The organism is Sphingomonas sp. RB1R13 (assembly GCF_036663775.1).
Lineage (GTDB): Bacteria > Pseudomonadota > Alphaproteobacteria > Sphingomonadales > Sphingomonadaceae > Sphingomicrobium.
Map to the genome: position 1 here is coordinate 592,520 of NZ_JAXOJM010000003.1, position 25,251 is coordinate 617,770.

A 25,251-nucleotide genomic window follows, 5' to 3' on the forward strand; every position below is an offset into this window, starting at 1 on the left:
TGGAAGGCTCCGGATGTTCGACGTGCTCTCGTCCAAGCGCAATGCGCCCTATCTATTCATGGCGCCGGTCATTTTGTTTGGCGTACTGATGTTCCTGGGTCCGCTGACCTTCGCGGCTTATATCAGTCTGACGGACTGGGATGGCGTGAGCAGCCCGAACTGGGTCGGTCTTGATAATTATGCTTATCTGATCGGACGTGACCGGTTCTTCTTCACCTCGATCTGGAACACGCTCTACTTCGCTGCCGGTTCGGTCATCATTGGCGTGCCAGCGGCATTGATCGCGGCCGCGATGATCAGCCAGAGCCGATACCAATCATTCTGGCGGACGGTTTACTGGCTGCCGATGATTACCAACATTGTCGCCGTCGCTTACATTTGGTGGTACATTCTCAACGATACGTCGGGTCTGCTAAACCGTACACTGGACCTTTTTGGCCTCCCGGGTCCAAACTGGCTAACGAACCCCTCCATCTCAATGTTCTCGGTGATTATGGTCGCTTCGTGGATGTCGGTTGGGCAAAACATTCTGGTATTCCTGTCCGGTCTGGGCGAGATCGACGAAAGCTATTACGAAGCCGCCAAGCTCGATGGGGCGGGTCCGCTACAGCTTTTCTGGCACGTTACGATTCCGCTGTTACGGCCGACGATCCTGTTCGTGCTTATCACCAGTCTCATCAGTGCGCTAAGCTCATTTGTACTGATGATGATTCTGGCCGACGGCGGCCCGGCGCGATCAACCACCGTGACGGGGCTCTACATGTACAACATGGCATTTACCGACCTCCGCCTCGGGCGCGCTTCTGCCGCGGCCTATATATTGTTTGGGATCATTCTGGTCATCAGCCTGATTCAACTGCGCCTGCTTCGGCGCGGCGGCGTGGAGGCTCACTGAGTGACCGAGCCGCCATCGCCTCGTAACGTTGACCAGGGCCGACAAAAAATTCCCCTCTTCAGCGGCGTCCTGCCAGTGTTGAAATACATTGCGCTTTGCTTTGGCGCGGTCGTGATGATTTTCCCATTTTTCGACATGTTTCTCGGTGCTTTGCGCACACCGGCAGAGCGGCTTGCCCTACCCATGGTTTATTGGCCCCACGACCCCCAGTGGCATAATTTCATGCGCGTCTTCACCGAAATTCCGATGATGAGTTGGTTCGCCAACAGCGTAATTGTGACGGTCACAATCACCGCGATCCAGATGGTCACGAGTACGATGGCCGGCTACGCGCTTGCCAAGTATCGTTTTTTCGGCTCGAAGACGATGTTGAGTGCGGTGCTCGGCGCACAAATGTTTCCCTTCTTTCTCCTGATCATCCCAATGTTCTTCCTCTTGCGGTTTGTGCCGCTCGCCGGGGGGAATGATCTGTTTGGCCAAGGCGGTTCCGGCCTTTTGAACTCCTACTCTGCCATGATCATCCCGTTTTCGGTAACATGGTACGGCATATTTCTTATGCGGCAGTGTTTCATGACGGTGCCGGACGAGATCATCGACGCGGCGCGCATTGACGGCGCGGGAGAGTTTCGCATTTTTGCGACCGTCGTCTTGCCGCTCGTGAAGCCGGGTCTTGCGACCCTGGGCATCTTCGTCTTCATCTACCATTGGAACGAGGCAATCTGGACGATGACGGTGACACGCAGCGCGCCCGAGCTTCAAACCATCCCTGTCGGCATCTACTTAATGCGCGGGTCGTTTATCAATCAGTCGACTTTGTCCTTGCAACAGGCGGCGGTATTTGTGTCGGTGCTGCCGATCATGTTCGTGTTCCTGTTGCTGCAGCGCTATTATGTGCGGGGCCTTACGGCTGGGAGTGTGAAGGGCTGACCGGCCCATGCGATGCCGGGCAGATCGAGTTTGCAAATTCGAACATGATAGTGCGCGTTCTTGCGCGCATGATAATTCCGTTCTAAATCGTCGCCATGTCGGACATTGGCGCACTCGCAATCCATTCGCCTCTGCACAAGGTGTTCGAGCGTAATCGCGCCGGGGGCCGTAAAGGAGTCTACTCGGTCTGTAGCGCCCATCCGCAAGTCATTCGCGCCGCGCTTGAGCTTGCCCGCGACCGGCATCAGGTGGCGATCATTGAATCGACCTGCAACCAAGTCAATCAGGAGGGCGGCTATACTGGCATGATTCCCGCCGAGTTCGCAAAATCGGTGCGATCGGTTGCCCGCGAGGTTGGTTTGCCCGAAGATTATCTCGTCCTCGGCGGCGACCACCTCGGCCCCCAACCATGGCGCAAGCTCCCGGCCGAAGCCGCAATGGCAAAAGCTGTCATGATGGTGGAGGCCTATGCCAGCGCCGGGTACGGCAAGCTGCATCTCGATTGTTCGATGGCCTGCGCCGACGATGAACCTTCACTCAGCGATTCCGTAATTGCCGAGCGCGCGGCACGGCTTGCCCGAGCAGCCGAGGATACCACTGCGGAAGGCGCCTCGAAACCAATCTATATAGTCGGCACCGAAGTTCCGGCACCAGGCGGGATGGGCGAGGGACACGAAATCGTTCCGACCACGTCAGCGAGCGTGCTCGAGACCTGGCGTGCGCACGAACGGGCATTCATTCAGAACGGCCTGACCGACGCATTGGCCCGCGTGGTGGCGATCGTCGTGCAGCCCGGACTCGATTTCGGCAACGAGGAAGTTAAACTTTTCGCTCCGAATGAGGCGTCCGACCTTTCGGCGGCCGTTTTGGCCTTCGAGAACATGGTTTATGAGGCTCATTCGACCGATTATCAGACGCCGGATGCTTATGACGCGCTGGTGCAGATGCATTTCGCTATTTTGAAGGTAGGCCCGGCGGCAACTTTCGCGCTGCGCGAAGCGATCTTTGCGTTGGAGCATATCGCGCGCGAGATGCCGGGCTGGGATGCTCGCTACAGTGTGAGCTCGGCGCTGGAAGCCGCGATGATGGACGATCCCGCGCATTGGGCGAGCCATTATGACGGCGACGCCGAGCGGCAATCTTATCTGCGCCAATATAGTTTATCGGACCGCGTGCGCTATTATTGGACCGTGCCGTCGGTAGAGAGTGCGGTTGCTGCCCTGTTCGAGTTTGTTGACTCAAGCGTGCTGCCTATGCCGCTGGTTAGCCAGTTTCTTCCGCAACATGCGCGCGCCGTTGCGACAAGAGGCATTGCGGCAACGGCATCTGCAATATGTCGTGCGCATGTCAAGTTAGCCCTGGCGCCATACGCAGACGCTTGCGGGTTGCATGCGCTCGATGCGGTTGGGGTCTAGGCGATGGCATCGGTTAGTCTTCGCGACCTTGGCAAATCATTCGACAGCGCGGTCATCCTGAAGAATGTGTCGTTCGAAATCGCGCACGGCGAGTTCGTCGCGTTGGTCGGCCCGTCGGGTAGCGGCAAATCGACATTGTTGCGCATGATTGCCGGGCTTGAGACCGTGTCCTCGGGGGAGATCGCAATCGACGGGCGGATCGTTAACGACGTGCCGCCCAAGTACCGCGACATCGCGATGGTATTCCAGAGCTACGCACTCTACCCGCACATGACAGTCGCGCAGAATCTCGGTTTCGCCTTGAAATTACGCGGACTTAAGAAAGCGGAGATACAACAACGGGTTGGCGAGGCCGCCACTTCACTCAACCTGACGTCCCTGCTCGATCGCTATCCAAGGCAACTTTCTGGCGGTCAACGCCAGCGCGTCGCCACCGGCCGCGCTATCGTGCGTGATCCCGCCGTGTTTCTGTTCGATGAGCCGCTGTCTAACCTTGATGCCACCCTGCGCGTCCAGGTCCGTGCTGAGCTGCGCCAGTTGCATCGGCGGCTTGGTGCGACCTCGATTTATGTCACGCACGACCAGGTCGAGGCGATGACGATGGCCGATAAAATTGTTGTCTTGCGCGACGGTTGCATCGAACAAGTGGGCGCGCCGCTCGAGCTTTACGATCGACCGGTTAATACCTTCGTGGCGACCTTCATCGGGTCGCCCGCGATGAACCTTATCACCGGAAGTTATTGCGGTCATGCGATTGAAATGGCCAACGGATCTACCCTGCCGGTCGACCCCGCACTGCCCGCGAAGGCAGGCGACGCAGTCACCGTCGGTGTTCGCCCTGATCATATCGAAGTCGTTGGTGATGGCAGCGACGGCATCGCCGCGCGCGTCGTCGCGCTGGAACCGACCGGAGCGGAAACACTGGCGATGGCGGAGCTTGCCGGCATGACTATCACGATTGTGACGAAAGAGCGCCTAGCCCTGAAGCCCGGCGATCCAATTCGTCTTAGGCCGATGCTCGACAAGCAGCTGTATTTCGATGATCGCGGGCAGCGGATCCAGGCTTAGCTATTCTTACCTTTTGTGACGGGGGCGTCCCACACTGTGCTCAAAAAGAGAATTCTCGTGATATCCGACAGCTTGCGCGATCTTCCGGAAGCCGTCGCAGCGCTCACGGAGTGCGGGCACGCCGTCGAATATATCGACGATCTGATTAATTTTCGCGAAATCGTCGCAGGACGCCTCGGCGATCTATCTCGCGCCGACGCGATTATCATGGGCCGAGTAATGAACACAGACGCCAACGCGCTTTCGCTGGCGTCGCGGGTCAAGGTGATCGCGCTCCATACGTCTGGCTCCGACAATGTTGATCTGGCGGAAGCGACGCTGCGCGGCATTACCGTCACCAACGTCAAGGGCGTCAATTCCGAGCAATGCGCCGAGTTCTCGATCGGTTTGATGCTCGCCGTCACGCGCCAGATCCTGACCGGGGATCGCTCTATCCGTGCTGGTCGCTGGGCTGCCGATACGCAATCGAGCCTCGACTTGTTTGGCGCGACTCTCTCCGTTCTCGGATTGGGCATGATCGGCAAGGCCGCCGTGCGCCGGGCAGCGGCATTCGGGATGAAAATACTCGTCCACACCCGAACCCCCGATCGCTCGTTCGGAGAGGAATTCGACATTGAATATGTCAGCAAGGACGAGGCGTTGGCGCGCGGCGATGTCGTCAGCCTTTATGCGTCGTTGTCCGACGAAACGCGTCACATGATCGGGGAACGTGAACTCTCACTGATGCGGCCGCACGCCTACCTTATCAACATCGCGCGGGGCGAATTGATCGACGAAGATGCCCTTTTCGAAGCCCTTGCCGGCAAGCGCATCGCTGGTGCCGGCCTCGATGTGTTCGCGGTCGAACCGTTGCACTCTAGCCACTTTTTCGACTTGCCCAATGTCGTCCTCACCCCGCATCAGGCTGGTCTTACGCGCTCGGCCAAATCCAATGCAGCCGTCCGTGCGGTCGGGAATGCAATCGCTGTCCTCGACGGACGTCTCCCCGCAGACGCCATTAACCCATCCGCCTTCACATCGGGAACCATGCAATGAACGGCCAGACTAGCTGGAGCGAACTTGTGTCGCAGCCCGATGCCTGGGAGCAATTGCTCAAGCGCCTTGCTTCGCGCCGGGACGTTCCGTCATTCGCGCTCGACGGGTTCGACGAACTACTGCTGTTCGGATCGGGCACGTCCTACTATTTGGCGCTGGCCGTCGCCGACTGGGTTGGCCGTCGGAATGACATTTCAGTCCGTGCGGTGCCGTCGTGCGAAGTCGTGCTTGACCCGCATCAGGTCAAACGCAGGCCCGGCCGCAGGCGGTTGGTCATCGCAATCTCGCGTTCGGGCGAGTCAAGTGAGCTAATCCTGGCGATCAAGGCGCTGCAGGGCGCCGATACGGTCATCGTTGGGGTCAGCTGCTGTGCCGATTCTTCACTGTTACGAATGGCCGACCGGCCATTCCTTATTGGCGAAGGCCATGAGGATGGCCTAATCATGTTGCGCTCATTCACTTCGATGCTGCTGGCGCTGCAATATGAATTCGGGTCGAACGACGATCGGGCCGCGCTGCGAACCCTGCCGTCGGCCGGGCGAGCGTTGCTTGCTGCCCAAACGGAGCCGCTTCGGGAATTGGCACGCCGTCACTCGTTCGATCGGTTTGTCTACCTGGGCTCGGGCGCGAACTATCCGATTGCGCTCGAAGCCAGCCTCAAGGTTCAGGAGATGTCGATCTCAACGAGCGAGGCTTATCATTCGCTGGAATATCGCCATGGACCAATGGCGAACGCAAACGGCGATACGTTGCTGACGTTGTTTTCCCTGACCAACACCAGGCTCGGCCGTTCACTCGCGCGCGACACGAGCTCGTTGCAGGCGACTGTGCTGGTTGTCGGTCCGAACGCCGACGAATATCGCGATACTGCCGATTTGGTCGTCGCGTCCGGCGCTGGGCTGGACGACGGACAGGCAAGCGTGCTCAGCTTGCTGCCGGCACAAATCGTGGCATTCGAGACTGCCTTGCGGAAGGGCAAAGATCCCGACGCTCCGCAAAATCTTAACAGGGTCGTGATCCTTGAACCTACCGACGGTTGACGTCCTCGCCATTGGGGAACTGAACCCAGATCTGATCCTTGCAGGCCTTCAAGTCGAGGGGCCGTGCCTGGGTACGGAGCAGGAGTTTCGCGCTTACGTCCTGACGCTGGGCAGCTCCACAGCCATCGCCTGTCTTCTGATGCAGCGACTGGGCCTTGCGACCGCCATGAGTGCCTATGTTGGCGACGATGAATATGGGAGATACTGCCGCGCGGCGCTTAAGGCGGAGGATGTCGATGTCGCGCTGGTCCGAACGCATGCGACGCTCGCAACGGGGCTGAGCGTCTGCCTGCCATATCCCGCCGATCGGATGATCCTGACCTGCAAGGGAACGATGATCCTGAATCCTGCCGATGTGGTCGATGCCCATCGTTTGCGTCAGGCCCGGCACGTGCATGTCGGGTCCTTTTTTCTTCAGGACGGGCTTCGGTCCGCCATCGGGCCGCTGTTCAGGACAGCGCGGGCGCTCGGCATTTCGACTTCGCTCGATACCGGTTGGGACCCGCAGGAGCAGTGGTTGGCGGACGATCTTCGCCACGCGCTTGCCAACACGGATTATCTCTTTCCCAATGCGCCGGAATTTGAGCGGCTAACGGAAACGGACGATATCGATCTGGGTATCGCGCGCCTGATCGACCTTGGTGTCGGCGCGGTCGTTCTAAAACGCGGTGCGCAGGGCGCCGTGCACGGCGATGCCGCCGCGCGCCACGATCATGCGGGCTTCCGTGCGAATCCCATCGACACCACCGGCGCAGGTGACTCGTTCAACGCTGGCTATCTTGCCGCAATGCTTCAGGGCGACGCGGTCGCGGACCGGCTCGCTTTTGGCAACGCGTGCGGCGCGTTGACAGTCACGGCGGTCGGGGGAACCAGTGGCGTCAGGAATGCCGAGCAGGTTCGCGCCTTCATTGCTCGGCGGAGTAGCTCTGAGTAGAATCAGACGGTTATGACGCGGACGCCGCGTTCGGTCATTGCCGCCACGAAATCCTTCGGTGCGGCATCGTCCGTGATCAACAAATCAGCCGCTCCGATTCCGTCGATGACTGCCGGACAAGTCTGATCCAGTTTTGAATGATCCGCCAAAACCCAGACTTCCCGCGCCCGGCCGATCAAGACCCGGTTGGTGTAGGCCTCGTCGCTGTCATAGGTCGTATACCCATGGTCGCGGTGGATCCCGTCCGCACCGATGATGACAACGTCAAGGTTGAAGTCGCGGATCGTCTGCTCGCAGATGTGCCCGACCATTTCCGTAGTCCGTTGTCGCATCATGCCGCCCGTCAGGAACACAGTGATATCCTCTGCATCGACAAGTTCGAAGGCGACGTTCACTGCGGTCGTGAGAACGCGCAGCGGCATCCGCTTGATCGAAGTGATCATCTGCATGACCGTCGTTCCGCCGCCGCAGCCGATCGTCATGTCCCGCTCGAGCAACGACGCCGCATAAGTGCCAATTCGCCGCTTTTCGGGCAGATAGGCCATGATCTTTGCATCATAGGGAATCTCACGGCGACGATCGCACAAGGCCGCGCCGCCGTGGGTGCGCAGCAACATATTGCTGGCGTCGAGCTCCGCAATGTCGCGGCGGATCGTGGCCGGAGAGACGTCCAGAAAACCGGCTAGGTCCTGGACGCCGACCGCTCCCCGCTTCGCAAGTTCAACCAGGATCAAATCGTGACGCTCAGCTTTGATCATTGCGTTCCAACTTCCTTCCGACCGCGATTGGGGCGTGGCACTCGAAAACCTTTGCCGATAGCGGCCGCACCCGCAGTCATCAACTATCTCGCGCCCGGTCGCGATGGCCTGTTCATTGCAGCTTCTGGATCTTGAAGTTCGAAAACAAATACTGGTATCCGGCATTGCGCAGCATTGCGTCGGCTTCCGCATTCACGCCGATTGCGGCACCTTCCAACCAGCAAAAAATCTCAACGACAGCCCCAAGTTCGGCCTCCATCTCGGCCTTCGAAGCGACGATTTCTTCATGCAGCACCGCCCGAGGTGTCTCCGGCGTGACCGCGTTATGAGTGCGCGTGTGGCAGGCGAAGGCGTGCCCCCGGCGGGCAATCTCGCGGGCCTCGTCCCAAGTCAGGGCGATTCTTTCGCCAGGATATTCGTCGATTTCGGGTAGATGCAGCTCATGACTCGCGGCGTAACTCCGCTGTTCATCCGGCGGCACGGTCAGGAAACCGGACGGCAAGAAGAGCCAGCCGGTGAAGCCATACTCCTCGAGGATTGGCAGGAGCACATCGAAATTGTCGCGATAGCCTTCAAACAGTGCCGGCATCAGACCGGGTCGCGCATGCTTCCAACGACCATCCACTGCATCCTTAAAGTTTTCCGGCGTAATTGGGACGAAGGTCTGCGAATATTCTGCGATCTGGCGTCGGAATTCTGCTTCTCGATAGCGCGGTGTAGCATGAAAATTGACCAGTCGAATCGCGCGCGAGTCCGCCATCCCGGCTACTAGATCCCCGAGGACTGGCGGAGCGGCCGCAGGCAGCAAAAGTTCCGCTATATTCTTCGATGACTCTAGTGGATCAGCCGACTCTGGTGCCACAAAATACCGATCGGCGAGCACTTCCAGCAACTTGGCGACATCGTCCAACTCAAGGACCGGCTTGCGCATGGCGAACGCACCGGCAAGCTGCGCCAAATGTCCGCCAAGCAAGCTCGGCTTGCTTTTCTCCGCCTCAGCGTTGCCGACCGAACCCGCCACATCTTCCCCCACGAGGAACATGGGCACCCCCGTTTCCGCGTGCTTGTTGGTCTTGAGGCGATCCGGGTCCGCGACCATGATGTCGATCAGCGTCTCTATCGAAAACGGGGACGAAACTACGGACATGCTTGGTCGATCCTTTTGGCCCAACGAAAGCGTCAAGCAATTTTCTGAACTCAGTAGTTGAGACGGCTAGCGCCCACCGCTGACATTAATTGTTACGCCAGTACAATAAGAAGCGTCATCCGACAGCAGCCAGAGAATAGTCCGCGCGACCTCTTCCGTGGTTCCCGTCCGCTGCATCGGCACGGTCGGTGCCAGCCGTTTTGCCCGGGACGGATCGCCGCTGCTTTCGTGAATGCCGGTGTCTATCAAGCCCGGACGTACGCCGTTCACCCTGATGCCGTCGGCGGCCACTTCTTTTGCTAGTCCGATCGTCAGGGCGTCGATAGCGCCTTTGGATGCTGCATAATCAATAAACTCGCTGGGCGCTCCTAGCACGGCCGCCATCGACGAGACATTTACGATCGATCCACCTGCGCCACCTGCTGACACAGCCATCCGGCGAACCGCTTCGCGGGCGCACAAAAAAGTTCCCGTCAGATTGGTCGCGAGAGTGGCAGTCCAGCGGGAGAGCTCGATATTCGCTAGTGTCGATGCGCTTGCCAGAATCCCGGCGTTGTTGATCAGGCCGGTGACCTCGCCGAAAGCCTTCTCCGCCCGATCGAACAAGTCGGTGACATTCAGCTCGGACGATACGTCGCTCGCGATTGCTAGTGCTCGGCCACCAGCCTGCTCGATTTCGTGCACGACGGCTGCGGCGGCCGCTTCGTTCGCCCGATAGCTAAGGCACACTGACCAGCCGGCCCGCGCCCCAAGTCGGGCGCACGCCGCACCAATCCCCCTCGATCCTCCGGTTACGATCAGTGTGCGAGCCATCGTGTCTCGGTCATTTGTTCAAATTGAAACGCGCGCCGACATAATAGTAACGGCCGAGCGGTGAAATCGGGACATTGGTGAAGTAGGAATATACATCCGGCTTTTGATTGGTAATGTTATTGACACCGACGTAGACACCGACTTGTTTTTCAACCTGATATTTGATTTGCGCGTCATGTTGCCACAATGCAGAGTAATGAAGATACTGCGGAGCAGCGATGTTCGGGCTCGCCGTAGTCGTATTGCGGTCATAAACGCGGGTCGCGTCGTGCCACCGCAGATTGTAGCTGACCGACAACCGCCCTACTGACCACGTGGGCGAGAAATTTGCCGTCCATTGCGGCGATCCGGATTGATCGACATTGTTGGTGACCGGTGCGCCGGGAATGCCGACTTGTTCCAGTCGGTGGAGATAACCGCCAACCAAGCGCAGATCGAGCGTGCCAATGCGCGCAGTCCTGATCAAATAATCGATGTTGAGATCTAGACCCGAGGTGTGAAATTTTGCCACGTTGAGGGGCCCGACCGAGAAGGCGTTAATGATGCCAGTGCCCTGCGCGCGCGTGAACTGGTTGCAGAACTGGTTGGGGACGGTCGGTTGATCAACGCACAGATTAGCCAAGGTTCCGGCGTCAATTGTCGTAATCGCATTCTTCAGATTGATATCATACCAATCGATCGAAACATTGAGGCCGCTGAGGAAACCCGGGCGTAGCAAGACGCCGACCGTCCAGGTGCGCGCCACCTCCGGCTTAAGGTTACGATTCCCGGCGGCGGTCCCCAGAACGAATTGGCTGGTTTGCAACGCTGGAGAACTGACGGCTCCAACGGCGCCGAGCGTCGTCGTGCAATTTGCCCGGCGATATTGGGTACCGTTAATGATCTGATCGGGCGTGCACGGGTCGGTGAAGAAGTTCGATACCGAAGAAGTCGGCTGGAACAGTTCACCAATATTGGGCGCACGCACCGCCCGGCCGTAGCTGCCGCGGAACGTGATGTCGCGGATCGGCGACCAGATCCCGTTGAATTGCCAGGTCTTAGCATTGCCGATCGTCGAATAATGAGAATATCGACCGGCGGCACCGACTGACAGGACGTTCGCGAACGGTACATCCTTTAGGATCGGAAGATCGATCTCTCCAAAGATTTCTTTGACATCAAATTTCCCCCTCGAGGCCTGCACCAGGCTAGGCTCATCAAATTGGAAAAAGCGGGCATTGGCTAGATCGTCGCTCGGATCGAAACGGCTAGCCTCCTTCCGATACTCGCCACCGAAGGCGAATTTGACCGGTCCACCAGGCAATTTGAAGAACTGCCCGAAATCTCCGCTGACGCTTGCGCTCGCGACCTGTTGCGTGATGCGCGCACTACTGCGATTGTCGCGCACGAAATAGGCGAGTTGGTTGGCAGTGATCGGGCCCGGTCCGAACAGACTGACCGGAATACATCCAGCGCCAGGGTTATTCGCGGGATTGCAAATGATCTGGCCAGTAACGGGATTGCGCACCGCGTCGAGCGCGTCTGAATATTGCTTCGCTAGCCGATCCCCGCTCTTTGTGATGCGGACGTCGGTGCGGCCATATTCGTAATAAGCATCCCAAGTCGCGTGATCCGAGATGCGACCGGAAGCGTCGACTACGCCGCGATACGTTTGCCGCAAATCTCGTTCACCGGGGCGCCCGTAGTCGAGATTGTCGCGACTGACGATGATTGGAGCTGGGGTGAAGACTCCATCTGCGGTCGCGCCGGCTGCTATGGCGGCGTCGCGGATCGACGTCGGCACGAACGGGTTGTCGATCGAGATGGGATAGCCGTAGGTGCCGGTAATCTGTCCGGCGCTGGCGGTGCGGCCCCGGACATATTTTGACTCAATCGACAACTTGAAGGCGTCGGAGAAGTCATAATGACCCAACAGGTTGACAGCGTGCCGTTCGATCTTTGGGAAAATGTCCGCCTGATAGAAACCGGCGACTTCGGTGCCTACGCCACCAGTGAAATAATAAGCGGCGGGCGTGCCCGGATCATAAGGGCGACCCAAGCCATCGAAGGTCTGATTACCCACGAACACCGCGCCGAGCGGCGACTCACCGCCGTATCGCAGGTCCCCGACCAGGATATTTTGCGGTACACTGGGGTCACCATTGTAGGCGTCGTTGGGGATGAGGAATTTGCGGCGGCTTTGCCTTAGATATGGCCTGTCATCGTTGGCCACGGCGCTGTCGGCGTTATATTCATATGCCAGGGTGACGTTGCCATGGCCATCGGCGAAATTATGGCCAACAGCGAGCGACACGAAACGATTGTCGGCATCGCCATATTTCGAAATGCCAAACTGCGATCGTGCAACGATCCCTTGAAAATCGCGCTTCAGAATAAAGTTGACTACCCCTGTCACGCCGTCGGCTCCGTAAATTGCCGAAACTGCTCCCGTCAACACATCGACCCTATCGATGAGGTCGGTCGGGATGCTGTTGATATCCACTGCAGCGGAGTTAGCCTCGCCGGCGACATGCCTCCGCCCGTTGACGAGCACGAGCGTGCGATTGGTACCAAGGTTGCGCAGGTTCAGTTCGTTGAGCCCAGTCTGGCCGAAGCTGCCATAGGTGCCGTTCCCACCCGAGGTCTGGGTGCTGTCGCGAGATGCGGTCAGGGCCGGCACGCGCTGTAGGAAATTGGTGATATTCGTGTTGCCCGATTGCTGAATGTTCGCAGAGTTGAACGACACAATGGGGTTAGGTGCCTCAAAATCGGGGCGCTTGATGCGCGTTCCGGTGACGACGATGTCCGAGGCTAAAGCGGTATCGCCAACAGAAGCTTCGGGTGCCGGCACGGTAGCAGCCTGAGCGGCGGGAGCGGCTTGGTCGATCGACTGCGCGAAAGCACCGGTCGAATATAGTGCGACGCTTGCGAGCAGCAGCGCGCGTGAGGTCTTAGCTGGCATAATATTCCCCCTTTTTCTTTCCGGACCGCGGTTATTTTCGTATTTATTGCGGCCTTTGATGAACGCGATCGCACTGCGTCGCGCAGATAGTTAGAACATCGGCTGTTCCGGTGTGAACCGTTAGCAAGGCGCTTTCGCCCGCGCTGAGTGCGACCGAGTCCCAATTGCCCATTGCCTCGCCCGCAATGGTTGCAGTCACAGCTCCGTCCGAACGGACGTGAATGAAGCGCTCGGGCGATGGTGCGGCATTAAGAGAGACGGATTGGTGACCCGCCGCGACCGTCGCCAGCACCAGCTCCATCCCCAGTGCATGACCAATGATGTCCAGCCGATCCGCGCCAGGAGTGAAGCCGAGGACCGGCGGCATCTTGTCCCCGGTCGGCATCGCTCGGGCGTACGCGATGTCGCATTCACTGATCGCGGATAATTGGTAAGAGGAGTGTGGTGGCATATAAATCGCACGCGATCCGCCGCCGCGCTGCAGCTGGAAGCTGTCAGAAGGACGCCCATCGACCGACACGGTGACGTCGGCCCGACCGCGAAGCAGGACGATAAAAACTTCATCCTCCTCAGCTTGGCCATCGATCACGACGCCCTCGGCGAACGAATAGATTCTTAACGACGCCAATTCAGAGAAGCCGGTATGGGTGCGATCAATGTCCACGGGCCGGGAGCATAGCCCCGCGCCCGGCAGGTCGATCTGGTGATCAAAATCCGGGTGCACGAACAACATGGTTTCTGCTTCAAGCAAACTGAGGCAAATGCGCGCGATGCGCATCGATCAGGTCGTCACGAAGCGAACGCGCCGTGTCCGGGTCGCTAATCGCCCCATCAGCCAACAAGGCCTCGAGCATCAATTCCCGACTGCCCGTCAGCGCCGCATCCACGGTGATCTCGATGGAGTCGATTTTCAACTGGAGCTTCGCGATTAGCTCGGACGGAAGGTCGTCGGCCATCACCGCCGCGAAGCCGCCGCCAACCGCAACCGCGTTGCATTCGAGGATCGCGTTCCGCGAAAGATACGGCGCCTGGCCCTGATTGGGTAAGTTTACGGAGAAAAGCTTGCGCTCGTCGCGCTGAAGGGAATGGATGATCTCCAGCAACTGCTCACTTTCGCCTGGTACATTCTCGTAATAAACCGGCGGCAGGGGCTCGTTGGAATGGGCGATTGCCAGCATTTCATCGAACCATTGGTCGCCAAGCGCGATCCGCTCGTCGATTGGGAATGCCTGGCGGCCGAGCTTTTGCCCAAAATAGTCTCCGCCCGGGAAGCGCTCAGGATAAAACTCGACGGCATGGCGATCCATCGCGCATGGAAAAACCGAAAACTTCTCGAACATTTCCCATGAGAAGGGGTCATCGGCGTAACGCGGCGCGCGACCTTCGACGATGTTCGTCCACACGCCCTTTTCGGCGATTTCTTCCGAAAGGCCGGCCTTCTGCTCGAGGAGCTTGGCGTGAACCATGGCGCGGGCATCGACGCCATTGTGGGACAAGCGAGTGAGGAACGTCAGGTGATTGAGGCCGATTCCGAACGACGCGATCGATCCTTCTTCGACTCCAAGGAAGCGCGCGATTACGCCTTCGACGTGGTGCACGCCGTGGCAAAGCCCGATGACCGGAATTCCCGTTTCCTTCCGAATGGCCCGGCAAATCGCAGTCATCGGATTGGAATAGTTAAAGAAAACCGCGTCCGGGCAAAGTTCGGCGACGTCGCGGGCGATGGCGATCATCTGGGGAATCATTCGCATCGCGCGGGAAATGCCGCCCGGCAGCGCCGTGTCCCCGACGGGCTGGAAAATACCATAGGCGCGCGGGATTTCGATATCGCGCTGCCACCCCATGCGGCCACCGACCGCGATCGTGGTCACGACATAGTTTGCTCCTGCCAGAACCGTGCGCCGATCGGTCGCGGCCGTAACCGGGATGTCGGCGCCTTTCGCCTGCATCATTTTCGCGACCAACTTCTCGACCGCGTTTAGCGTGACCGGGTCAATATCGACCAGTGCCAGCTCCCATCGGTCCGCCTCGCCAGCCAAGATGATGTCCGCCACTAATCGCTGGGTGAAAACGGTGCTGCCGGCTCCGATCAACACCAACTTTTGACGAGACATAGGGCCGCTTCCTGATTCGATTTCGACGACAGTCGAGAGCGTAACTGGAGACTGCGTAATTTGCAAGAACGCGCAGATAGATGCTCGTTTTTGTCCGGTGCTTCAATTTTTGCTGCAATATCAGCGTTTTGCGTTGTTGCTATTGGCCAATCGTACATTCAGGCTCGCGAACGCGTCGTCAGCATCATTGCCGACAATCAAACGATAGGATCCCGGCATTACCGTCCAACGCCCCCCGTGGCGTCGCGGGATGAGGCGACGATCGGCCATGACGGTGATCCTGCGTTCTTCATGTGGGCTAAGCTTAGTGCGCATCCAACCGACAAGGCGAGGCGGCGCCCGTTCCGGCCCAATGAGATAGAGCTGCGGGAGGGCAATCGTCGCCTGTTCACCAAGGTTACGGACCGTCATGCCGACTCTCGGACGAGCTCCGCCGGTGAAGTGGACCTGGCGATACGCCACGCGCCCGTAGCTCAGCCCATAACCAAAGGCGAACAGCGGTGTCATACCCTGCTCCGCAAACCAACGATATCCGACATTAGCCCCTTCGCGATAGACTATCGGCTGCTTCGGGTCGGCCGGCATCGCGCGCGGCAATTGGTCGACACTACTTGGAAAGGTTAGTGGAAGGTGGCCGCTGAAGTCGATCTGCCCAAGCAACAGTCTGGCAAGCGCCTCGCCGCCACGCTGGCCCGGATACCAGGCTTCGACCACCCCCGCGACCCGGTGCAGCCAAGGCATCAGCACCGCTCCGCCCGTTTCAAGCACGACGACGCTATTGGGATTCGCCGCAGCAACTGCCTCAATCAGCGCGTCTTGCTTGTCGGGAAGCAACAGTGAAGGGACATCCTGCGCTTCGGTCCGCCATTGCGTGGCGAAGACAATCGCAACATCGGCTTTGCGCGCCGCCGCCGCGGCAGCCGCTGGATCGCGTCCATCGAGAAAGGTGAACCTGACGCTCGGTGCCGCCGCTTGCAGTGCCCGAAGCGGCGAGGAAGCGTGCCAGCTGACCCGCGCGAAAGACATCGCCGCGCCCTCGGTCAGCGGCAGTTCGACCGGGATACCGCCAACGGAGCGGACCTGCGACGACCCGCCACCTGACAGCACCCCGATATCGGCACGTCCGCCGATAAGCACGACGTGCCTCGCGGCGCCAGCGAGCGGAAGCACTCCACGTTCATTCTTGAGCAGCACCATCCCAGCCTCCGCGACCCGCTGCGCAACATCGGCATGGGCGGGCACGTCGATCGGCTGGGTAATCAGTGGAACAGGGTCGTCGTACAGCCCGCTCGAAATTACGGCGGTCACAATTCGAGTGACCATTTCATCAAGCCGCTGCCGAATGGCGCGATCACCCACGACCGCAGCCGCGAGTGGTTCACCGAAATAGATTTGTGCATCCAGCTCCTGCCCCGATTCTTGTTCAAGGCCGGCCAGCACCGCTTGATTGGTCGAATGCACCGCGCCCCAGTCGGACATCACGAAACCCGGGTAACGCCATTCGGTTCTCAGCACATCCTCAAGCAACCAGCTATTTTCGCACGCATATGTCCCATTGATTTTGTTATAGGCACACATCACCGACCCCGGACGCCCTTCCTCGATAGCAATACGGAATGCGAGCAGGTCGCTTTCGTGCATGGCGTCGCGATCGAGCCGCGCATCGAGCACATCGCGCCCGGTTTCCTGAGCGTTCAGCGCAAAATGTTTGACGGTCGAGATGATGTGATTGGATTGCACCCCAGTGACGGCTGCGCCCGCCATGACTCCGCTGAGCAGCGGGTCCTCGCCGAAATATTCGAAGTTGCGTCCGCCCCAGGCATCCCGCGTCAAATTGACTCCGCCGCCAAGCAGCACATTGAAAGTTTTGGCTCGCGCTTCGCTGCCGATCATCGCTCCTGCCGCGCGCGCCAGGCCCGGATCGAAGCTCGCAGCGAGGGCAAGCGTACTTGGGAGTGCAGTCGCGGTGTCGCCGGGGCGCTGTTCGACGTTGTTGGCCACCCCAAGGCTCGCGTCGCTCTCGCGCAGCGCCGGAACGCCGAGCCGCGGTATCCCCGGAACGTGCCCCGCGGCATTTGCCATCCAAGTCGGCAATGGCTTTTGATAGGGCGGGAAGTAGCCATGAACATAACTCAATTTTTCGGCGTGGGTCATTCTGGCCACGATCGCCGCTGCCCGCGCAGCAGGACTGTTGCCCGCCGCTTTCGCCAGCGTCCGCCCGGGGAAGGCGCAGAACCACGCGCTGGTCAGGATCAGTAGACAGACGCGTTTTCTCATATGATAATCTTCCGGACTTGACGCGGTCGGCTTCATTTCGACAAATGGCCTCCGGCGCTTCGCCAGGCAAGACCGCGACATCTTTCGGCATCGAAAGGACGACCATCCTCATGCGCCTCTCTGCACGCGGGCCCGTGATGATGATCCTCGCCGCTTTGTGCGCGTGCTCGCAGGCCCGGGCCGACGTCATTCTGCGTTCGCCCAACGGTAGGGCGGTGGTCGCCATCGCCTTGTCGCCGACGGGCGTTCCGCAATGGTCGGTGTCGTGGCGCGGGAAGACGGTTCTGGATCCTGCGCCAATCGGCTTGCGATTTGCTAGCGACGCCGATCCGACGCTGCGGTTGGCGGACATCAAGCGGCGCTCTCACGACGGAATGGTGACCGGCCTGCTGGGCAAGGCGAGTACGGCGCGCGACCGCTATCGCGAGGCCAAGCTGACCTTGGCTAATCGGGCCCATCCGCTCCGGCTGGTGATCCGGGCCTATGACGACGGTGTCGCCTACCGTTGGGAGTTTGATGCGAAAGAAACATTTGCAATAGCCGACGAGCTCGCCGGCTTTGGTGTCCCGCCGTCCACCCGTGTCTGGGTCATGCCGGTGACGAGTTTCACTTCTTCTTATGAGGAATATTATCGCAGTGGTGCGCTCGACCAGGCGGCGCCCGACGGATCTCTCCTTACCCTTCCGCTACTAATGCAGCGCGCCGGAACATGGGCGGGAATTACCGAGGCAGCGTTGCACGACTGGTCCGGTCTCTACCTCGTCCGCCGGGATGGGCAGCCCGGCCTTTCTTCGCGCCTGTCGCCGCGCGTCGACCGGTCCGGTGTCGCGGTGATCGGAGGCGCCGGGCGCCATCGGTCGCCGTGGCGCGTAGTCATGCTCGGCGATACTCCGGGCCGGCTGATCGAGTCCAACCTGGTCACTTTGCTCAATCCGCCGCCCGACCACCGCGACTGGAGATGGGTCGAGACCGGCAAGACCAGCTTCCCGTGGTGGAACGATTATTTCTGGCCAGCCCAAGGATTTACGCCTGGGCTCAACACCGCGACAATGAACGCCTATATCGATTTCGACGCCGACCACGGCATTCCATTTCACACGCTCGATGGGTTTCAGGGCCAGGCCTGGTATGAAGGACCAATCGAACCCGGAGGTAAGCCACAAGACATCACGCGTGCGCGGCGCGAGATCGATCTAGACGAAGTCCTTGCCCGAGCCAGGCGGAGAGGCGTCGGACTGCGGTTGTGGTGTCACTGGGTGCCGCTGAAAGCCCAGCTCGATGTCGCCCTGAGCCAATGGCAGCGTTGGGGGATCAAGGGATTGATGGTCGACTTCATGGACCGCGACGATCAGGAAATGGTTGCCTTTTATGACGAAGTCGCGGCCAAGGCAGCCAGCCACCACCTGACCGTCGTTTATCATGGCGCCTCCAAGCCGACCGGGGCCAATCGGACGTGGCCCAACGTCCTTGCGCACGAGGCGGTACGCGGCACCGAATATGACAAGTTCGACGATAACCCGGGCAGCACCCCACATCATGAAGCGACGACGCCGTTCACCCGCATGCTGGCCGGACCGATGGATATCCACGCTGGCGGCTTCGACTCCGTTTCGCCGGCCGCATTCCGCAACCGCAACCGCGCGCCGCAAGTCATGGGCACGCGGGCGCACGCACTTGCGACCTATATCGTCGAGGAAAACGAGCTCTCGATGGTTTCTGATACACCCGCCAATTATGTAGGGGCCCGGGAGTTCGGCTTCGTGGCGCAGACGCCATCGACTTGGGATGAAACGCGCGTGCTCGGCGGCGACGTCGGGCAGTATATCGTAGTCGCTCGGCGCAAGGGCGCCCAATGGTGGCTCGGCGCGATTACTAATGGTTCAGCCCGTACTCTTTCCGTCCGGCTTGAAATGTTGCGCGGTCAGGGCTGGACACTCGATGGCTATGCCGATGCCGGGTCGACTCGTGCGGCCAGACGGGTCACAGCCAGGCTGAGAGCTGGCCAAGTTTTCGTTATGTCACTCGCCGAGGCAGGCGGATTTGCCGCCCGCCTGACGCCGGTTCGGCTGGCTGCGCGAAAGTTCAGGCGCGGCTGAGCAGCCTGTTTCAACGGCAACACTGTAAATTTGCGGGTACTGTCATATGCAACAAGACATTCGAGACTCGGCGCTGTTCCACGAAGCAAGCGATATGTTCGCGCAGATATATCGGCCTGGTTCGAATTTTGTCAGCGACGTTACCGATATCCAGCTGTCGTCCGAAAAATCTCGGCTGCTGTTTACCGGAGCAATGGTGAGCGATTTCGAAGGTTGCAGCGCAACCCGAATCTGCGAATTTGATCTGCCGTCGGGATTGATCACGACACTCACCTCAGGCCCGCACTCAGACCACTTTGCGCGATTATCCCCAGATGGCAGCGCGATCGCCTTTCTTTCCGATCGCGCCCGGCCGTCCGATTTCCAGCTCTACTTCCTCGACCCGCGAACGCACGAAACAACCCCCGGCCCGGTTGTCGAGGGGTGGGTCGAATATCTGGAATGGTCACCCACGGGGCGACGGATTTTGCTCGGCGTCGCCGGATATGGGGCCGAACTGTCGAGTGGCCAGGGCGCGCATTCTATTGCCGTAGCCGTGAGCGACCAGCCCAGCTGGATGCCGCGTATCCTTGGCTCGTCATCAGAGGCGCCGTGGAGGAAAATCTGGGTCTTCGACTTCGACACCGACCAACTGACATGCGTTTCGTCCGAATCTCAGAACATTTGGGAAGCCAGCTGGTGCGGCGAAACCAAGCTTGTCGCTATTGCATCTCACGATCCACAGGAAGGGGCGTGGTACGCGGCCGAAATGGTGCTGATCGACCTTGCCACGGGTGATGGCAAATGCCTCTACATTCCGGATGCTCAGCTTGGCTTGCCTCGGGCCTCGCCGTGCGGACAGACGATCGCATTTCTCGAGGCAATCTCGAGCGATCGAGGATTCGTCGCTGGAGATCTGCGTCTTTATGACTTGCGCGATGGCAGCTGCCGGCTGCTCGACACGCAGAATGTCGACGTAACGCACGTCGAATGGAGATCCGATCAAGTCCTCATGGTTGCAGGGCATCGCGGACTTGAAACCGTGGTCCTCAGCATCACGATCGCGAAGGGCACGGCTGAAGAATTGTGGAAAAGTCTTTATATCTCGACATCAGGAAGATATGCCATTGTCCTTGGCCTCGAACGGGCTGAAGACTTTGCATTCGTCAGCGAAAGCTTTTTCCAAAGGCCGCAAATCGCCACGGTGAAAGGCGGCCTGTGCGAGATGGCGCCGTTCCACCGGCCGGAACCGGAACTGTTTGCGGATAGCGGCATTGCGGAAGCGGTCCGGTGGCACACGTCCGACGGCATGCAGATCGAGGGATGGCTGATTCGGCCACGAAGCCCGCCACCATACCCAACCCTCCTTTGCGTCCATGCGGGTCCCGTCATCCATTGGCGCCCTTACTGGCTGGGGCGGGCACCGCTCAACCTCATGCTCCTAACGCGGGGATACGCGCTGTTTCTCCCAAATCCCAGGGGTAGTTCAGGGCGTGGCCAGCTCTTCGCGGCGCATGTGGTCGGCGACGTGGGTGGTGCGGATACCGCGGATCTGCTGTCAGGGATCGATCATCTCGTCGGCGCCGGTATCGCCGATCCGTCCCGTCTCGCGATCACGGGTCTCAGTTATGGCGGGTTCATGAGCTGCTGGCTGCCGACGCAGGACACTCGCTTCGCAGCGGCTATCGCCGTTGGGCCTGCGACGAACCACGTCAGCCAGCACTTGCTCTGCAACATCCCCCAGTTCCAGTCCCTATTCTTGCAGGATCATTATACGAATCTCGCTGGCAAATATTATTCGCGCAGCCCGATTCTTCAAGCCCATCTAAGCAGGACACCGACCCTTCTGGTTGGTGGCGATCTCGACCGATGCACGCCCGCGGAAGAAGCCGTCCAGTTCCAGAACGCGCTTCTGGAAAACAGGGTGGATGCGGTCGTCGTCAGGTATCCGGAGGAAGGCCATGGGGTGCACGCAATTCCAGCAGCAATCGACTTTGCTGCCCGAAGCGTGATGTGGTTGGAGCAATATCTGACCGGGATCGAATGAGCAGGTTTTATTCATTCGCCTGCCTGCGTGAAAGCTCCTGCGAATCTCGGTGCCGTAAATGGAGCGTATCATCCACTGACAGCGCCGTTGCAAATTCACCATTGAGACTGGCCACCGCCAAATTGTGGACGACGTCCGGGTCATAATCGATCCCGTCGAAACCAATCCGGTTCGAAGTTGCGCAAGCGTCGGGTACCAAATAGCTGTCATAGCCCATATTGGCCGCCATGCGGACCGAACTTTCGACACAGAAGTTGGTGAAGTATCCGACCGTAACGACCCGGCTGATCGATCGGCGGCGCAACTCAATTTCTAGGTTCGTCCCGACGAAGCCGCTATTGACGTCTTTGCGGATGACTAACTCACCTGAGCAGGGGGAAATGCCTTCGAGAAATTCGCCTCCAGGGGTACCCAGCTTGAGCGGCGAAACTTTCTGCCGGGAATCATGCACAGTGAAGGCAACTGTCGCTTCACTGCTGCGAAAGCCATCCAGTAATGCCTGAATTTTCGCCTCCGCGCCTGGATTGTTTCGCCGCCCGTTGGCGCCGCCCCAATGCTGCAGATCGTTGATACCCTTCTGCGCATCGATCACCAGCAGCGCCGTATTCTTGCCGAACTTGTGAATCATCTTATGCCTCCGCCGAATCGTAAATTTTGGGTCTAAGAGCCCGACCGAAAAAGAAGTTGGGTGATACAAGCATGATTAATCAAATCGGTGTTGCGAAACAATCCGCTCCGGAAGTCGATTGATCCGCCGGGCCATCTCGGCAATAGGTTCCCATTCCTAACCCGAAACTGTGCTCCGCTCTCTATCGGGCGAGTAGCTCTCTACGATTTGAGTCGGGCGCGCGCTTGTCTACCAGCCACGATGTCGCGGCGGCCGGATTGCTGACGGCAAAGGGTGGCACCATGTGCAGAAGGTTCGAGCCATGACTGCGGACGATCCGTTGACGTACCTCACGCTTCGCTTGCGGGAAGCCCTCTTCGAGCGCGCCGGTTACTCCGCCGCGGGATTTGCTCCATCACGCCGGAGCCCGTTACGACGGATGTTCGCTCACAGCGACCTTACTGGCGGTCGCGAACGCCCTATAGCCCAAGAAGTTTGCCCGGCTGGTACCCGATTTGCGGGGCAACCCGAATATCGACATCCACATCGCCGATTGGAAGATCACCATCGCCAACAATGCGGTCGATCTCGACCCATTGCCCTTCTGTTGCTCGAGCCAACGGTACAAGCGCGCCGGTCTCGACTTTTAGATGCGCTGGTTGGCGTTTACCGTCAATGGCGCGATCGTGTCTTTCGGAGCCAGCGCGGCATTCATCGGTTGTCCGCTCGAAATCGCGGATGCTCGTCCGCCCACTTGCCGCCAATGGCTCAGGCCCATGCGCGGAGGCTTCAACATCCTGACCAGCACATTCGGTCCTGTAGTGTCGCTGATCCCGGCGTCTGGATCGAGGCGAAGTTCGGCGCGCTCGGTTCGCTCTGCTTAACTTATCAAGGGGAATCAGCATGAGCGGCAAGATCAAGGCAGCCATCATTGGCTCGGGCAACATCGGCACCGACCTGATGATCAAGATCATGCGCCACTCGGAATTGCTTGAGATGGGCGCGTTCGTTGGTATCGATCCGGAGAGTGACGGCTTGAAGCGAGCCAAGCGGCTTGGTGTCGTGATCACCGCCGAGGGCATCGAGGGCCTTCAGGAGTTAGCCGTCTGGCACCAGATCGGGGTCGTGTTCGACGCAACCTCGGCAGGAGCGCACAAGCATCACAGCGCGGTCGTCACTGGCGCGGGCAAAGTCATGATCGACCTCACTCCGGCGGCAATCGGACCCTATGTCATTCCCGTCGTCAACGGCGACGATCATCTTAACGCTACCAACGTCAATATGGTGACCTGTGGCGGCCAGGCGACCATCCCCATCGTTGCCGCCGTGTCGTCGGTGGCGACCGTCCATTATGCCGAGATCGTCGCTTCGATCGCGTCCAAGAGCGCCGGCCCCGGCACGCGCGCCAATATCGACGAGTTCACCGAGACGACCTCGCGTGGTATCGAGGAAGTCGGCGGCGCGGCCAAGGGCAAGGCGATCATTGTTCTTAATCCTGCTGAACCGCCGATGCTGATGCGGGACACGGTGTTCACCTTGTCCTCAGGCGCCGACGAGGCAGAGATCGAAGCGGCGATCGTGGCGATGGTCGCCAAGGTCAACGCCTATGTCCCGGGCTATCGCTTGAAGCAGAAGGTCCAATTCGAGCGGTTTGGGTCGAACAACCCGGTCGTGATCCCGGGGCTGGGGAGCTTTGAGGGGATCAAGACCAGCGTATATCTCGAAGTTGAGGGCGCGGGGCATTACCTCCCCGCCTATGCTGGCAACCTCGACATTATGACCTCAGCGGCGCTCAAGACCGCAGAGAAGATCGCCGCGCGCCTGATGCAGAAGGAGGCCGCGTGATGGGCTTTGATCCAACCAAGACCAAGCTCTACATTCAAGACGTCACGCTGCGTGACGGGATGCACGCGATCCGCCATCAATATGGCATCGATCATGTCCGCGCGATCGCCAAGGCGCTCGATGATGCCAAGGTCGACGCGATCGAGGTCGCGCATGGAGACGGCTTGAACGGCTCGTCGTTCAATTATGGCTTCGGTAAACACACTGACTGGGAATGGCTCGAGGCGGTTGCCGATGTGCTCGAGCACAGCGTTCTGACGACGTTGCTGATCCCCGGGATCGGCACGATCGAGGAGCTCAAGTACGCCTTCAACCTCGGCGTCCGTTCGGTCCGCGTCGCGACGCATTGTACCGAAGCCGATGTCGCAAAGCAGCATATCGAAGCGGCGCGGAACCTCGGCATGGACGTCTCGGGGTTCCTGATGATGAGCCATATGTCCGAGCCTGACGCGTTGGCCCAGCAGGCCAAGCAGATGGAGGGTTACGGCGCGCACTGCGTCTACGTCACCGATTCAGGCGGAGCGATGGACATGGACGATTACCGCGCTCGCTGCGAAGCGTATGACCGCGTCCTCAAGCCTGAAACCCAACGCGGGATTCACGCCCATCACAATCTCAGCCTCGGCGTCGCCAACTCGATCGTCGGCGTGCAGTGCGGCGCGATACGCATCGATGCCAGCCTTGCCGGCATGGGCGCGGGCGCGGGCAACGCCCCGCTCGAAGTGTTCATCGCCGCGGCGGAGCGCAAGGGATGGAAGCATGGCTGCGACCTGTACGCGCTGATGGACGCCGCCGAAGACCTCGTCCGCCCTCTCCAGGACCGCCCGGTCCGGGTCGACCGCGAGACGCTCACGCTGGGCTATGCCGGGGTCTACTCCAGCTTCCTCCGACACGCCGAAAAAGCCAGCATCGACTATGGCGTCGACGCTCGCGCGATCCTGGTCGAACTTGGCCGCAGGCGAATGGTCGGGGGACAGGAAGATATGATTGTCGACGTCGCGCTCGATCTGGCCAGGGCGGCGCCGCAATGAGCTAATTCCGCTTTTGCTCGTTGCATGTTCGCGGGTGAAAACGCGCTGGCTCGTTATTGAGCCGCTCCAAGCGCTGACCCAGCATCCGAGCGTCGGGCCCCAACGGCCGCTCGATGTCGGCCTGTCCCACGACAACGTGAACCGGCGCCATGCGCGAACGCTGCAAGGTCTGCCACTGCGGGAAGATTATTCCTACGCAACAGTAATCCAGACTCGCGGTGGCCCTTGCACGTCCCTTACACCTGTAACAGGACGCGCATCTCCGGCCGTTTAAATTGCTAA

At 59.6% G+C, this 25,251-nt stretch carries 20 protein-coding genes; 12 read left to right on the plus strand and 8 right to left on the minus strand.

All coding sequences use genetic code 11. From position 1 onward, the window contains the following. Positions 1-13 precede the first annotated feature (13 nt). The 7 genes from U1700_RS12345 (at position 14) to U1700_RS12375 (ending at position 7,314) form a co-directional block, all read left to right on the plus strand. The gene (locus U1700_RS12345; protein ID WP_332752953.1) at positions 14-895 is read left to right on the plus strand and encodes a carbohydrate ABC transporter permease; all 882 of its coding nucleotides are present in this window, start codon (positions 14-16) and stop codon (positions 893-895) included. Then, positions 896-1,822, plus strand: coding sequence for a carbohydrate ABC transporter permease (locus tag U1700_RS12350; RefSeq protein ID WP_332752954.1), 927 nt, complete (start codon positions 896-898; stop codon positions 1,820-1,822). Positions 1,823-1,917: 95 nt separating this feature from the next. Next, positions 1,918-3,237, plus strand: a complete 1,320-nt coding sequence (locus U1700_RS12355) for a class II D-tagatose-bisphosphate aldolase non-catalytic subunit (protein WP_332752955.1) — start codon at positions 1,918-1,920, stop codon at positions 3,235-3,237. Between the two features lie 3 nt (positions 3,238-3,240). After that, complete coding sequence (locus U1700_RS12360; RefSeq protein ID WP_332752956.1) at positions 3,241-4,305, plus strand: ABC transporter ATP-binding protein; 1,065 nt, start codon at positions 3,241-3,243, stop codon at positions 4,303-4,305. Positions 4,306-4,320: 15 nt separating this feature from the next. After that, positions 4,321-5,340, plus strand: a complete 1,020-nt coding sequence (locus tag U1700_RS12365) for a 2-hydroxyacid dehydrogenase (RefSeq protein ID WP_332752957.1) — start codon at positions 4,321-4,323, stop codon at positions 5,338-5,340. Beyond that, the gene (locus tag U1700_RS12370) at positions 5,337-6,380 is read left to right on the plus strand and encodes an SIS domain-containing protein (RefSeq protein ID WP_332752958.1); all 1,044 of its coding nucleotides are present in this window, start codon (positions 5,337-5,339) and stop codon (positions 6,378-6,380) included. Before U1700_RS12365 ends, U1700_RS12370 begins: the two co-directional genes overlap by 4 nt. After that, positions 6,361-7,314, plus strand: coding sequence for a carbohydrate kinase family protein (locus tag U1700_RS12375; protein WP_332752959.1), 954 nt, complete (start codon positions 6,361-6,363; stop codon positions 7,312-7,314). Before U1700_RS12370 ends, U1700_RS12375 begins: the two co-directional genes overlap by 20 nt. Positions 7,315-7,316: 2 nt before the next feature. On the opposite strand, the gene U1700_RS12380 is transcribed toward U1700_RS12375, so the two are convergent. The 7 genes from U1700_RS12380 to U1700_RS12410 all read right to left on the minus strand — a co-directional run bounded on the left by U1700_RS12380 (position 7,317) and on the right by U1700_RS12410 (position 17,364). After that, entirely contained in the window at positions 7,317-8,072 is a 756-nt protein-coding gene (locus tag U1700_RS12380; RefSeq protein ID WP_332752960.1) for a DeoR/GlpR family DNA-binding transcription regulator, read from the minus strand. 112 nt (positions 8,073-8,184) lie between these two features. Beyond that, entirely contained in the window at positions 8,185-9,219 is a 1,035-nt protein-coding gene (locus U1700_RS12385) for a polysaccharide deacetylase family protein (RefSeq protein ID WP_332752961.1), read from the minus strand. A 66-nt stretch (positions 9,220-9,285) separates the two neighbouring features. Continuing rightward, complete coding sequence (locus U1700_RS12390; protein ID WP_332752962.1) at positions 9,286-10,032, minus strand: SDR family oxidoreductase; 747 nt, start codon at positions 10,030-10,032, stop codon at positions 9,286-9,288. A gap of 10 nt (positions 10,033-10,042) precedes the next feature. Next, entirely contained in the window at positions 10,043-12,973 is a 2,931-nt protein-coding gene (locus tag U1700_RS12395) for a TonB-dependent receptor plug domain-containing protein (RefSeq protein WP_332752963.1), read from the minus strand. Between the two features lie 43 nt (positions 12,974-13,016). Then, complete coding sequence (locus tag U1700_RS12400; protein WP_332752964.1) at positions 13,017-13,751, minus strand: 5-deoxy-glucuronate isomerase; 735 nt, start codon at positions 13,749-13,751, stop codon at positions 13,017-13,019. Continuing rightward, positions 13,717-15,066, minus strand: coding sequence for a family 4 glycosyl hydrolase (locus tag U1700_RS12405; protein WP_332752965.1), 1,350 nt, complete (start codon positions 15,064-15,066; stop codon positions 13,717-13,719). Before U1700_RS12405 ends, U1700_RS12400 begins: the two co-directional genes overlap by 35 nt. 141 nt (positions 15,067-15,207) lie before the next feature. Beyond that, on the minus strand, positions 15,208-17,364 hold the full coding sequence (locus U1700_RS12410; RefSeq protein WP_332752966.1) for a glycoside hydrolase family 3 C-terminal domain-containing protein: 2,157 nt from the start codon (positions 17,362-17,364) through the stop codon (positions 15,208-15,210). 110 nt (positions 17,365-17,474) lie between these two features. Here U1700_RS12410 and U1700_RS12415 point away from each other — a divergent pair, with 110 nt between their 5' ends. Next, positions 17,475-19,460, plus strand: a complete 1,986-nt coding sequence (locus U1700_RS12415; protein ID WP_332752967.1) for a glycoside hydrolase family 97 protein — start codon at positions 17,475-17,477, stop codon at positions 19,458-19,460. Between the two features lie 46 nt (positions 19,461-19,506). Then, the gene (locus U1700_RS12420; RefSeq protein ID WP_332752968.1) at positions 19,507-21,486 is read left to right on the plus strand and encodes a prolyl oligopeptidase family serine peptidase; all 1,980 of its coding nucleotides are present in this window, start codon (positions 19,507-19,509) and stop codon (positions 21,484-21,486) included. A gap of 7 nt (positions 21,487-21,493) precedes the next feature. Here the strand turns inward: U1700_RS12420 and U1700_RS12425 are convergent, their stop codons facing one another. Continuing rightward, complete coding sequence (locus U1700_RS12425; RefSeq protein ID WP_332752969.1) at positions 21,494-22,114, minus strand: isochorismatase family protein; 621 nt, start codon at positions 22,112-22,114, stop codon at positions 21,494-21,496. A gap of 494 nt (positions 22,115-22,608) precedes the next feature. Between U1700_RS12425 and U1700_RS12430 the strand changes: the two genes are divergently transcribed. The 3 genes from U1700_RS12430 (at position 22,609) to dmpG (ending at position 24,969) form a co-directional block, all read left to right on the plus strand. Then, positions 22,609-22,743, plus strand: coding sequence for a hypothetical protein (locus U1700_RS12430; RefSeq protein WP_332752970.1), 135 nt, complete (start codon positions 22,609-22,611; stop codon positions 22,741-22,743). A 253-nt stretch (positions 22,744-22,996) separates the two neighbouring features. Beyond that, positions 22,997-23,938, plus strand: coding sequence for an acetaldehyde dehydrogenase (acetylating) (locus tag U1700_RS12435; RefSeq protein WP_332752971.1), 942 nt, complete (start codon positions 22,997-22,999; stop codon positions 23,936-23,938). Then, positions 23,938-24,969 carry a 4-hydroxy-2-oxovalerate aldolase gene (gene dmpG / locus U1700_RS12440; RefSeq protein WP_332752972.1) on the plus strand — a complete coding sequence of 344 codons (1,032 nt, stop codon included), beginning with the start codon at positions 23,938-23,940 and terminating at the stop codon, positions 24,967-24,969. Before U1700_RS12435 ends, dmpG begins: the two co-directional genes overlap by 1 nt. The last annotated feature ends 282 nt before the right edge of the window (positions 24,970-25,251 follow it).